General features: G+C 70.8%; 12 protein-coding genes and 1 tRNA gene. 9 read left to right on the forward strand and 4 right to left on the reverse strand.

From position 1 onward, the window contains the following. Positions 1-9: 9 nt before the first annotated feature. The 6 genes from B0B15_RS16265 (at position 10) to B0B15_RS12805 (ending at position 6,217) form a co-directional block, all read left to right on the forward strand. A complete protein-coding gene (locus B0B15_RS16265) occupies positions 10-1,056 on the forward strand; it encodes a permuted SH3 domain-containing protein (protein ID WP_076676689.1) in 1,047 nt (348 codons plus the stop codon). Then, entirely contained in the window at positions 1,053-1,913 is an 861-nt protein-coding gene (locus B0B15_RS12785) for an ABC transporter ATP-binding protein (protein ID WP_083709024.1), read from the forward strand. The genes B0B15_RS16265 and B0B15_RS12785 overlap by 4 nt, the downstream gene beginning before the upstream one ends. Continuing rightward, positions 1,913-3,208 (forward strand): ABC transporter permease, encoded by a 1,296-nt coding sequence (locus B0B15_RS12790; RefSeq protein WP_083709025.1) that lies wholly within the window; start codon positions 1,913-1,915, stop codon positions 3,206-3,208. Before B0B15_RS12785 ends, B0B15_RS12790 begins: the two co-directional genes overlap by 1 nt. A gap of 187 nt (positions 3,209-3,395) precedes the next feature. Beyond that, positions 3,396-4,139 carry an ABC transporter ATP-binding protein gene (locus tag B0B15_RS12795; RefSeq protein WP_076677598.1) on the forward strand — a complete coding sequence of 248 codons (744 nt, stop codon included), beginning with the start codon at positions 3,396-3,398 and terminating at the stop codon, positions 4,137-4,139. Then, a complete protein-coding gene (locus tag B0B15_RS12800; protein WP_076676691.1) occupies positions 4,121-5,707 on the forward strand; it encodes a hypothetical protein in 1,587 nt (528 codons plus the stop codon). The genes B0B15_RS12795 and B0B15_RS12800 overlap by 19 nt, the downstream gene beginning before the upstream one ends. Positions 5,708-5,779: 72 nt before the next feature. Further along, positions 5,780-6,217 carry a VOC family protein gene (locus B0B15_RS12805; RefSeq protein WP_076676693.1) on the forward strand — a complete coding sequence of 146 codons (438 nt, stop codon included), beginning with the start codon at positions 5,780-5,782 and terminating at the stop codon, positions 6,215-6,217. Positions 6,218-6,371: 154 nt separating this feature from the next. Here the strand turns inward: B0B15_RS12805 and B0B15_RS12810 are convergent. The 4 genes from B0B15_RS12810 to galU all read right to left on the reverse strand — a co-directional run bounded on the left by B0B15_RS12810 (position 6,372) and on the right by galU (position 9,359). Beyond that, positions 6,372-6,447 (reverse strand) — tRNA-Ala (locus tag B0B15_RS12810). A 147-nt stretch (positions 6,448-6,594) separates the two neighbouring features. Next, on the reverse strand, positions 6,595-7,668 hold the full coding sequence (locus tag B0B15_RS12815; protein WP_256334314.1) for a large exoprotein: 1,074 nt from the start codon (positions 7,666-7,668) through the stop codon (positions 6,595-6,597). A 162-nt stretch (positions 7,669-7,830) separates the two neighbouring features. Then, positions 7,831-8,454, reverse strand: a complete 624-nt coding sequence (locus tag B0B15_RS12820) for a GNAT family N-acetyltransferase (RefSeq protein ID WP_076676697.1) — start codon at positions 8,452-8,454, stop codon at positions 7,831-7,833. Positions 8,455-8,468: 14 nt separating this feature from the next. Beyond that, on the reverse strand, positions 8,469-9,359 hold the full coding sequence (gene galU, locus B0B15_RS12825) for a UTP--glucose-1-phosphate uridylyltransferase GalU (protein ID WP_076676699.1): 891 nt from the start codon (positions 9,357-9,359) through the stop codon (positions 8,469-8,471). Between the two features lie 63 nt (positions 9,360-9,422). Here galU and B0B15_RS12830 point away from each other — a divergent pair, with 63 nt between their 5' ends. Genes B0B15_RS12830 through mscL form a run of 3 tightly spaced genes read left to right on the forward strand, consistent with a single transcriptional unit; the run spans position 9,423 to position 10,761 of the window. Further along, complete coding sequence (locus B0B15_RS12830; RefSeq protein WP_076676701.1) at positions 9,423-10,019, forward strand: 5-formyltetrahydrofolate cyclo-ligase; 597 nt, start codon at positions 9,423-9,425, stop codon at positions 10,017-10,019. An 18-nt stretch (positions 10,020-10,037) separates the two neighbouring features. Then, positions 10,038-10,307 (forward strand): FmdB family zinc ribbon protein, encoded by a 270-nt coding sequence (locus B0B15_RS12835; RefSeq protein WP_076676703.1) that lies wholly within the window; start codon positions 10,038-10,040, stop codon positions 10,305-10,307. Positions 10,308-10,341: 34 nt separating this feature from the next. After that, a complete protein-coding gene (gene mscL / locus B0B15_RS12840) occupies positions 10,342-10,761 on the forward strand; it encodes a large conductance mechanosensitive channel protein MscL (RefSeq protein ID WP_076676705.1) in 420 nt (139 codons plus the stop codon). Positions 10,762-10,924 lie beyond the last annotated feature (163 nt).

The raw sequence follows: 10,924 nt of genomic DNA on the forward strand, positions 1-10,924 counted from the left end.
GGGGGTTTCATGGGGATCGCACGCACGTGGGTCTTTCCGATTCTGCGTATCCTTCTCGTCGCCCTGGTGGCGGCGGCTCTCATCAAGCTGGCGTTCTTCCCCGACCGCCCCGCCGATGCCTCACCGGCCGTCCCGACCGGGACCATCGTGGAACCGACCACGGTCGCTGCCCTCGGGACGATCACCAACGACGTGATCGTCTCGGCCACCGTGGCGGCCGACCCCGCCGTGCCGATGAAGGCGACGGCCGCGGGCACGGTGAACAAGATCTTCATCGCCCAGGGCGCCAGCGTGAATCAGGGCGACGTCGTCTTCGACGTCAAGGTCCCGATCGAGCGCGACCCCGCCGACAGCGTGGATGCCGAGGGCAAGCCGAAGCCGGAGATCTTCCGCTACGAGGACGTCGCGGCGCCGGCGGGCGGCATCCTGAGCTCGCTCTCGGTGATCTCGGGGCAGGACATCACGATCGGGACGACCGCGGGCGCGGTGGCTCCGCCGACCTTCTCGGTCAGCGGCACCCTCGAACCGGCGCAGCAGTACCGCCTGCTCGATCGTCCGACCGAGGCGACCGTGACGATCACCGGCGGCCCCGCCGCGTTCGCGTGCGGGAATCTGCGCATCACCACTCCCCTGGCCGGCAGCACCGGCGGGGGCTCGACCGACGACGGCGCGACCGGCGGGTCGAGCACGGGCGGCAGCGGCTCGTCGACGACGGCGACCTGCACCGTGCCGGGCGAGGTCACGGTGTTCTCCGGACTGGCCGCCGAGATGACCATCGCCGGTGGACGAGCCGAGAACGTGCTCGTGGTCCCCACCACCGCGGTGCGCGGGGCGGCGCAGAGCGGCACGGTGTGGGTCATGAGCGCCGACGGCGCCACCGAGGAGCGTCCGGTGGCGCTGGGTCTCACCGACGGCACGCAGGTGCAGATCACGCAGGGGCTGGCCGAGGGCGACGAGATCCTCGAGTTCGCCCCCGGTGCGATGGCACCGGCGAACGACGGGTGCACGACCTACCCCGACGGGTCGATGTACTGCGAATCGGCCGTCGCCGGATGAGCCTGCTCGCGCTGCGCGACGTCACCCGCACGGTGATCCCGCAGGATCAGCCCGCTTTGACGATCCTGAACGGCGTCGACCTGCAGATCGAGCCGGGCGATCACGTGTCGATCGTGGGCCGCTCGGGCTCCGGCAAGTCGACGCTGCTCAACATGCTCGGCCTGCTCGACCTGCCCACCAGCGGCGAGATCCTCTTCGACGACCGTCCCGTGCGGTCGTACTCGTCGGCGCAGCGCGACCGCCTCCGCGGGGCGGCGATCGGTTTCGTGTTCCAGCAGTTCAACCTGCTGCCCGGGCGCACCGCACTCGAGAACGTGACGATGCCCCTCCTGTACGCCTCGGGGCGGACGTTCTGGCGACGTAAGAGGATCGCCGCCGACATGCTCGCCCTCGTCGGGCTCGAGCACCGAGTGAACAGCATGCCCGACCGCCTCTCGGGCGGCGAGCAGCAGCGCGTGGCCATCGCGCGCTCGCTCGTGCGGGGACCGCGCCTCATCCTCGCCGACGAGCCCACCGGCGCCCTCGACCTCGACACCGGTCAGAGCGTGATGGAGCTCATCGACGAGGTCGCCGAGCGGACGGGAGCCGCGCAGGTGATCATCACGCACGACCCGACCATCGCGCGGCGGGCGCGGCGGCACTTCCGCCTCGACCGCGGCGTGCTGACCCCGGTCGACGACCCGTCGCTCGAGCCGCTCACGCGCCGCGACCGGCGCGAGATGGCCCCCGGCGCCGCCGCCACCGTCGGCGAGCCCGACGCCCTCACCGCCCTCGGGCTGACCGGGACGGCGACCCTCGACGGCGAGCGCACGGACGACACGCCGGACGACGGCACCGCGCGCGGAGACGACGCCTGATGCGCGCGATCAGCGCCGCGGTCGGCGCGCTGCTCGAGGCCTGGCAGGAGGTGCGGGTGCACCGCACCCGCGTGCTGCTCTCGCTCGTGGGCGTGGCCGTCGCCGTCTGCTCGCTCACCACCGTCGTCGCCCTGGGTGCGATCGTGCAGCAGGCCAACCAGGAACTCAGCGAGCGGCAGTCCGGCCGCCCCGCGGCCCTGTCCGTCTCGGCCTACCGCACCGACGGCGGCACCCTCGACCCCGACGCGATGGATGCCGCGTGGGACGACGTCGTCGAGCGCTACGACATCTCCTATGCCACCCGCGTCGTGCAGACCCAGCAGTCGGTGCCGTTCCGCGACGGCATCGTGCAGGTTCCGACGCAAGCCGTCGACCAGCCGTTCGGCGAGATGCACCGGGTGCGCATGGCCGAGGGCGAATGGTTCACCGAGCAGGACGTCCAGCAGCTGGCGCCTCGCCTCATCGTCAACGAGATCTTCTACGACCGCATGGGCCGCCCGCCCCTCGACAGCCACCCGATGGTCGCGCTCGGGGGCCAGGGCCTGCCTGACGCGGCATCCGGCATCCCCTCCGGCGGCGTGCGTGCCGTCGTCGTCGGCGTGACTCCCTCGGCCACGTGGGAGCTGGAGCCGTCGATGTACATGCTGAGCGGCCAGCTGCAGGCCATGCAGGCCGCCGCCGCGGGCGAACGCGGCGACGCCGCCGCCGCGCAGAGCGACCCGTACGGCGGTGGGCCCGTCATCCCCTCGTACGAGATGTGGGTGCCACCCGAGATCGCCGACCAGCTGACCGAGGTCGTCAAGCGCGATCTGCGGGCGGCCCTCGGCACCGGCGTCGAGGTGACCGCCGACCGGCGGGACTGGGCGACCTATGGCGACGACCCCTTCCTCGTCACGAAGTTGGTCGTCATCGGCATCGCGGTGCTCGTGCTGCTTCTCGGCGCCCTGGGACTGGTCAACATCGCGCTCGTCACCGTCACACAGCGCGTGCGCGAGATCGGCATCCGTCGCAGTTTCGGGGCGACCGCAAGCCGGGTCTTCTTCGCCGTCATGCTCGAGAGCGTCGTGGCGACCGTCGTCGCGGGCGCCGCGGGGGTGACCGTGTCGATCCTCGTGGTGCAATCCCCTCTCGTGCGCGATGCCATCGGGCAGGGGATGGTCACGGACTTCCCCCCGTTCCCGGTGGATGCCGCCATCATCGGCCTCGTCGCCGCCACCGTCGTCGGCGCGATCGCGGGTCTGCTTCCCGCCCTCGTCGCGGTGCGCGTGAAGGTCATCGACGCCATCCGGTACTGAGAACGAAGACTTCCCCCGCGGGCCTGGAAAGGGCTCGCCCGACGCAGATAGGTTCGAGATCGTGACCGACGCCTCCCGCGACACCCCGCCGACCGTGCCCCCGCAGCCCGCGCCCTCGCAGCCCGCCCCTCCGGCCGTCCTTCCGGATGCCGTCGTGCCTCCGGCCGCGACCGACCAGCAGCCGGCGATGCAGCTGAGCGGACTCGCCAAGCGCTTCGGCGAGAAGGTCGCCGTCGCCGGGCTCGACCTGACCGTGCCGACCGGGTCGTTCTACGGTCTCGTCGGACCCAACGGAGCCGGCAAGACCACGACGCTGTCGATGGCCACGGGCCTGCTGCGCCCGGATGCCGGGACCGCGCGCATCCACGGCGTCGACGTGTGGGCGCACCCCGTCGAGGCCAAGAAGCTCATCGGCAACCTCGCCGACGGCGTGCGCCTGTTCGACCGGCTCACCGGTGAGCAGCTGGTGACATACACCGGCATGATGTTCGGCCTCCCCCGCGACGAGGTCGCCTCGCGCACCGCCGACCTCCTGCGCATCATGGACCTCGGCGAGGCGGCGGGAACGCCCGTCGTGGACTACTCCGCGGGCATGACGAAGAAGGTGGCGCTGGCGTGCGCCCTGGTGCACGCGCCGCGCCTGCTCGTCCTCGACGAGCCGTTCGAGTCCGTCGATCCGGTCTCCGCGGCGAACATCGAGGACATCCTGCGCGGTTACACCGCGTCGGGTGGCACGGTCATCGTGTCGAGTCACTCGATGGACCTCGTTCAGCGCATGTGCGACCACGTCGCCGTCATCGCGCAGGGCCGGCTGCTGGCATCCGGGACCGTCGACGAGGTGCGCGGCACCCAGACCCTGCAAGACCGGTTCGTTGACCTCGTGGGCGGCCGTCACCACTCGGAGGGGCCGCAGTGGTTGCGACAGTCCTGAAGATCCGGTTCCGCGTGCTGGGCAACACCCTGACGCGGAGCCCGATGCAGCTGGTCGGCTTCATCCTCGGTGTGCTGGGCGCGCTGTGGATGCTGCTCCTCGTGGGAGTGGGGCTGTTCTTCGTCGGCACCCTCGACTTCGACATCGCGCGCGCCGCCGTGACGGCCGCGGGCGCGCTGCTCACGCTCGGCTGGGTCATCGGACCGGTGTTCGCCGCGGGGATCGACACCACTCTCGACCCCGCCAAGCTCGCGCCCTTCCCGATGACGACGCGGCAGATGATGACCGCCATCACCGCCGGCGGCGTCACCGGTGTGCCCGGCATCGCCACCTCGCTCGGCGCGCTCGCGACGTTCCTGGTGTGGGCGCGCGAGCCGGTGGCCGCGATCGCCGCGGTCGTGTGCGTGCCGCTGGGCGTCCTCATTTGCGTGGTGGCATCGCGGGCGGTCGCTGCGCTGGCCGGAGGGCTGGGCGGCGGGCGCCGGACGCGCGAGGTCGTGGGGCTCGTCGGCTTCCTCGCGCTGATCTTCGCGAGTCCGCTGCTGATCGGCGTCATGAACGCCCTGCGCGCCGCCACCGATCAGGGGGTGCAGCTGCAGAGCATCGTCGACGCTCTGTCGTGGACGCCGATCGGCGCCGCCTGGGCCGTGCCCGGCGACCTGGCCACCGGTTCCTGGCTCACCGGCGTTCTCCGCCTGCTCATCGCGGCGGCAACCCTCGCGCTGCTGTGGTTCCTGTGGTGGCGGAGCCTGTCGGCATCGGTCGTCGCCGCGCCGACCCGCTCGGCCGCACGGGGGCGGTCCGGCTCGCTCGGGTGGTTCGGCGTCATGCCCTCCACCCCCGTCGGCGCGACGTGGGCGCGATCGCTGACGTCGTGGACGCGCGACATGCGCTACCTGCGGCAGTTGCTCATCCTGCCGGTCATGCCGGTGCTGATGCTCGTGTACTCCGGTGGCCAGACGTCGGGGCCCCTGTTCGCGCTGTCTGGGCTGCTGGTGGGCTTCTTCGCGGGCGTCCTGGCCTACACCGACGTCTCCTACGACGGAACGGCCTTCGCGACGGTGCTGCAGACGGGGATCACGGGGCGAGACGACCGCCTCGGACGCATGCTGGGCGCGGCGACCATCAGCGTCCCGCTCGTGCTGATCATCGACATCGCCACCGTCGCCATCGCAGGGCGGTGGGATCTCCTGCCGGCCGTCCTCGGTGCCTCGCTCGCGCTCACCCTGGTCGGCCTGGGCGTCAGCGCCGTCAGCTCCGCACTCCTCGTCGTTCCCACCCCCGCCCCGGGCGACTCGCCCTTCAAGCGGGTTCCGGGGTCGACGTTCTCGATGTTCCTGGCGTTCTTGCTCTGCTGGGGTCTGGTCGCGGTCGTGTCGCTGCCGGCGGTGGTCCCCGCGATCATCTCCACCGTCACGGGATCCGCGACCACGGGGTGGATCGCCCTCGGGATCGGCCCCGTGCTGGGTGTCGCGGTCTTCGTGGTCGGAATCCTCATCGGGGGTCGGACCTTCGACGCGAGCGCACCCCGCCTGCTCGCGCAGCTGCGCACGTTCCGGGGCGCGTGACGGACCTTCCCTCTTCCCCACCACAGGACTAACGTGAGGCCCGATCCGTTCCCGTGGATGAAGGATGCCACCATGTCGACCTCTCTCGTCGTCTACATCTCGTTCGCCGGCGCCGCCCGTGAGGCGATGACCTTCTACCAGTCGGTCTTCGGCGGCGACCTGACGATCAACACATTCGCCGACTTCGGCATCCCCAACGCGCCGGTCGACGGCGTGATGCACTCCGAGCTGCGCGCCGAGGGCTTCACCGTGATGGGCGCCGACGGCTTCGACGAGCCCGCCCAGGGGTGGGGCGCCAGCCGCACGCACGCCGCGTTCATGAGCGACGAGTTCGACCGCGTCCGCGGCTTCTACGACCGCTTCGTCGAGCGCGGCGCCGAGGTGGTGCAGCCGCTCGAGAAGCAGGTGTGGGGGGACTTTTACGGCGAGGTCGTCGACCCGTGGGGCGTGGCGTGGATGTTCAACGTGGCCGCCCCGGGTGGGTGGGCCGAGGGAGCCGCGGCGGACTGAGCCCGACGCGCGGGCGAGAAAGGCGCTTCGGCGTGCATCGTCGCTGCCGCCGAACGTTCCCGGCCGGCTCCTGGCGCGAGTCGTCCAGGAGCGAGGAGCATCGCACGAAGAAAGAGAACGGCGCCCCTCTCGAGGAGGAGCGCCGTTCTCTCTGTGGTGGACCTGAGGGGATTCGAACCCCTGACCTCCTCGATGCGAACGAGGCGCGCTACCAACTGCGCCACAGGCCCGGAAACCTCGTCAACACTATCACGTCACGTGGACGTCACCCGACGCGGGGCGCAGCCCGGGCGCGCCGTCCGACGTCGCGACGAAACGATATGCCGCCACGCGCATGATGTCGCGAAGGAACCGCAGCCGCGCCGCGGCGCGCGGGTTTACTCCCCCGATGCCCGACGCGCGAGAAGGCGCTGGACGTGGCTCTCGATCTCGCTGTCGTCGACGTAGCCCATGGCCGCGTACGGCGAGGCGACGGGAGCGGCAGCGGCCGGGCGCGCCGTCTCGATCGGCGTGGGGGCCTGCTCGGCGGCGAGGTGCCGGGCGGCCTCTTCGCGGGCGGCGGCCCGCAGGGCCTCGCGGGCGAGCTGCTCGTCGACCGCGGCGGCGGCACGAGAGCCGACCGAGGCGACGAGAGGGCGGGGCAGCTCGCGCGGCGTCCACGTCGGGCGCGGCTCGGGCACGAGGGCGACGTCCTGCACCTCGCCCACCGCGCGGCGCACCGACACCTCTGCCGGACGCGCGGCGATGCGCGCGGCGACGACCGAGATCCGGCGCAGGATGACGAGGGATGCCAGCACGACGGCGGCACCGGCGATGAGGACCACCGGGGACGCTCCCCCGACGATCTGCACGGCACCGAAGCCGGCGGCGATGAGCCCGGCCAGCAGTGCGACCGAGACGGTGAGGCGGAAGCGACGACGGGCGCGCGAGCGACGAGCCGCGGGGACGGCGACCGCGGCGGCCTGCTCGGCGCGGGCGCGCTCCACGGCGGCGGCGCGTTCGGCGCGCGTCTTCTCCAGCGCCGCAGCGCGTTCCGCGCGGGCGACCTCGACGGCGGCGGCGCGCTCGGCGCGAGCCAGCTCGATCGCGGCCGCGCGCTGCTCCTTCACCACGTCGCGGTCGCGCGCACTCTCGAGCTTCGCGACCTCCAGGCGCGCCTTGGCGGCGGCGAGTTCGGTCTGCGCCTTCTGCGCCTGCATCTGACGCGCGAGCTTCTGCTGCTGATGCGCGGTGCGGGTCGTCAACTCGAGGTGCACTTCGCGCGGCGTCTCGGCGGTCTCGGCGAGCACGCGAAGGGCCTGGTTGAGACGCACGGCGTTTCGTTCGGCGGAGGTGAACCGGTGCCGGCTCTGCCACGACGGCAGGAGATAGACCAACCACAGCGCGACCGCCACGAAGACGATCACCCCGCCGCTCAGCACCTGGCCACCCATGGGATAAAGGTAGGTCACCGAGAGATCACACCTCGGCATCCTCCCGCGTGTCGGGCGGGCCGAATCTCGGGAATCTGCTCAGACGCGAGAAAGCCTCTTGCTGACAGGTCGGCGGCATCCTGCAACCGAAATGTCAGCGAGATGCCGTCTCGAGACCGGAGGGCGCGGCGCGCCGACGGCTCAGAGGCGGTCCGCCGGAGGGATGCGCGCCGCGTCGGGCGGCACCTGCCCCCGCGTCCACCGGTCGAGCACGCCGTGCGGCACCTCTTCGCGCACCAGGGCGAAGGCGTAGTGGTCGCGCCAGTCCCCGTCGATGTGGATGTAGCGGCGACGGAGCCCCTCGTACCGGAAGCCGAGCTTCTCGACCACGCGCAGGCTCGCGTGGTTCTCGGGACGGATGCAGATCTCCACGCGGTGCAGGTTGAGTTCGGTGAAGCACACGTCGGTGGCCATCGCGACGCTCACCGTCGTGATGTTCCGCCCGGCGAACTCCTCAGCCACCCAGTAGCCGATCGTCGCCGAGGCGAGCGAGCCGCGCGAGACGCCCCACACGTTCAGCTGACCGGCGACCTCGTCGTCCCATGCCATCACGAAGGGGACGCCGAGGCCGTCACGGTACTGCTGGAGGAGGCGACGGATGCCGAGCCGCATGTCGAACGACACGGGGCCGTCGGGGCTCGTCGCCTCCCACGGGCGCAACCACGACCGGTTGTCGATGAGCTGCTGCTGCAGCACTCGCGCATCGCGGTTGCGGATGAGACGGATCGACACTTCGCCGTGCCGCCTCGGGATCGATAGATCCATAACGCTCCGCCGGGTCAGAGACCCTGCGCGAACTCCTTGAACCACGGACGCAGGGCCGGACCCAGGTCGTCGCGGTCGGCGGCGAGCTGCACGATGGCCTTGATGTAGTCGACGCGGTCGCCGGTGTCGTAACGACGTCCGCGGAACACCACGCCGTACACGCCGCCCCCGTCGCCGCCGCCGGTCGCGAGCTCCTCGAGAGCGTCGGTCAGCTGGATCTCGCCGCCCTTGCCGGGCTCCGTGCGCTCGAGGATGTCGAACACGTCGGGACCGAGCACGTAGCGGCCGATGATGGCGAGGTTCGAGGGCGCGTCTTCGGCCTTCGGCTTCTCGACGAGCTGTGTGACCTTGACCACGCCGTCGTCGTCGGTCGGCTCGACCGCGGCGACGCCGTAGAGGTGGATCTGCGAGGGATCGACCTCCATGAGGGCGATGACCGTCGCGCCGCGCTTGTCGTACTCGGCCATCATCTTCTCGAGCAGCGGGTCGCGCTCATCGATCAGGTCGTCGCCGAGGAGGACTGCGAAGGGGTGGTCGCCGACGTGGCTGCGGGCGCGCAGCACCGCGTGACCGAGGCCCTTGGGCTCACCCTGACGCACCATGTGCACGTCGGCGAGGTCGGACGAGTGCTCGACTTTGGCGAGCTTGTCGTGGTCGCCCTTCTCGCGGAGCTTCGTCTCGAGCTCCGGCATCGAGTCGAAGTGGTTGGCGATGTTGTTCTTGTTGCGTCCGATGATGATCAGGACGTCCTGGATGCCGGCACCGGTCGCCTCTTCGACGACGTACTGGATGGCCGGTTTGTCGACCACCGGCAGCATCTCCTTGGGCATCGCCTTGGTGGCGGGGAGGAAGCGAGTACCGAGTCCTGCGGCCGGAATCACGGCCTTGAAGGGCTTATGAGGCATGGGCATACCCTAGCGGGAGCGAGCCACGCCGTCGTCAACACGCGCGCACGTAGACTTACCCGCATGCCGGATCGCATCGAGCAGGCCAAGCGCGCACTGCGCGCCGATCTGCGCGAACGTCGCCAGATCGTGTCGTCCCACTCCCGCGAAGCGGCGGAGGCCGGCGTCAAGGAACAGCTCGACGCTCTCGTCGATCGACTCGGGGCCCGCAGCATCTCCTGCTTCCTCTCGACGCCGACCGAGCCGGGCACGCACTCCTTCGTGTCCGCGGCGGTGGCGCGCGGCATCCGGGTACTCCTTCCCATCACGCGCGAGGACGGGCTGCTCGACTGGAGCGTGGCCACGGCCGACGCCGAGATCGCCGAGGGACTGTTCGGCCTGCCCGAGCCCGTCGGCGATGTGCTGGGCCCCATCGCCGTCAACGACGTCGACCTGCTCGTCATCCCCGCCGCCGCCGTCGACCGCCACGGCATGCGCCTGGGCTGGGGCCGCGGCTACTTCGACAAGACCCTCGGCTCGATGGAGAAGTGCCCGCCCGTGTACGCGGTGATCTTCGACTCCGAATTCGTCGACGACGTGCCGCGCGACGTGCACGATCAGCCCGTCACGGGCGTGGTCACGCCCACGCGCACCATCGCCCTCGCCTCCCACCACGCCTGAACACCCGAAAGAAGACCCATGCCCACCTACTCCTACGCCTGCAAGCAGTGCGGACACCGCTTCGACGCCGTGCAGTCCTTCTCCGACGCGGCGCTCACCGAGTGCCCGGAGTGCGGCGGCGAGGTGCGCAAGCAGTACGGGTCGATAGGCGTCACCTTCAACGGGTCGGGGTTCTACCGCACCGACTCCCGCGGGTCGAGCACGTCGTCCTCCGGTGGCGCGTCGTCGGGTTCTTCGACATCATCGAAGTCGGAAACGAAGACGTCCGCTCCCTCTTCGGCCTCCTGAGCCCGGGTCGGCGCGGCAGAAGGGGAGCCAGCGCATGATCAAGGGATTCAAGGAGTTCATCCTCCGCGGCAACGTGATCGACCTCGCGGTCGCCGTCGTCATCGGAGCGGCCTTCACCGCCATCGTCAATGCCATCGTGCAGGGCCTGATCAATCCGCTGATCGGGTTCCTGTTCCAGGTCGGCGACCTGAGCGACCTCAACCTCACGGTGCCGACTCTCCTGGGCGGCACGTCGACGTTCGAGTTCGGCGCCATCCTCGTGGCGATCATCAACTTCTTCGCGGTCGCTGCGATCGTCTACTTCGTGTTCGTGTACCCCATGAACCGCTGGAAGGCCCGCGCCGCGGCCCGCGCCGGTGTGAACGAGGCGGCATCCGAGGAGCCGAAGCTGCCGACGGAGCAGGAGCTGCTCGTGCAGATCCGCGACCTGCTGGAGCGTCAGAACAAGATCTGATTGGCCTCGAGCCGACGACGCGGCGTCCGCGCCGGGACCACGGGTTCCGGTACGGGCGCCGTCGCCGTCGGAGGTCAGTAGTGCGGGGGGACCTCGCGCATCATGCGCTCGTCGTTGGGCCCGGATGCCGTGGGGCGGGCACCCGTGCCGCGTGCGGGGTCGT

It is taken from the genome of Microbacterium sp. RU1D, assembly GCF_900156435.1.
Classification (GTDB): Bacteria; Actinomycetota; Actinomycetes; order Actinomycetales; family Microbacteriaceae; genus Microbacterium.

Coding starts and splice junctions, on each gene's coding strand:
- B0B15_RS16265 (WP_076676689.1), top strand. CDS start 10: ATGGGGATCGCACGCACGTGGGTCTTTCCGATTCTGCGTATCCTTCTC.
- B0B15_RS12785 (WP_083709024.1), top strand. CDS start 1,053: ATGAGCCTGCTCGCGCTGCGCGACGTCACCCGCACGGTGATCCCGCAG.
- B0B15_RS12790 (WP_083709025.1), top strand. CDS start 1,913: ATGCGCGCGATCAGCGCCGCGGTCGGCGCGCTGCTCGAGGCCTGGCAG.
- B0B15_RS12795 (WP_076677598.1), top strand. CDS start 3,396: ATGCAGCTGAGCGGACTCGCCAAGCGCTTCGGCGAGAAGGTCGCCGTC.
- B0B15_RS12805 (WP_076676693.1), top strand. CDS start 5,780: ATGTCGACCTCTCTCGTCGTCTACATCTCGTTCGCCGGCGCCGCCCGT.
- B0B15_RS12820 (WP_076676697.1), bottom strand. CDS start 8,454: ATGGATCTATCGATCCCGAGGCGGCACGGCGAAGTGTCGATCCGTCTC.
- galU (WP_076676699.1), bottom strand. CDS start 9,359: ATGCCTCATAAGCCCTTCAAGGCCGTGATTCCGGCCGCAGGACTCGGT.
- B0B15_RS12830 (WP_076676701.1), top strand. CDS start 9,423: ATGCCGGATCGCATCGAGCAGGCCAAGCGCGCACTGCGCGCCGATCTG.
- B0B15_RS12835 (WP_076676703.1), top strand. CDS start 10,038: ATGCCCACCTACTCCTACGCCTGCAAGCAGTGCGGACACCGCTTCGAC.
- mscL (WP_076676705.1), top strand. CDS start 10,342: ATGATCAAGGGATTCAAGGAGTTCATCCTCCGCGGCAACGTGATCGAC.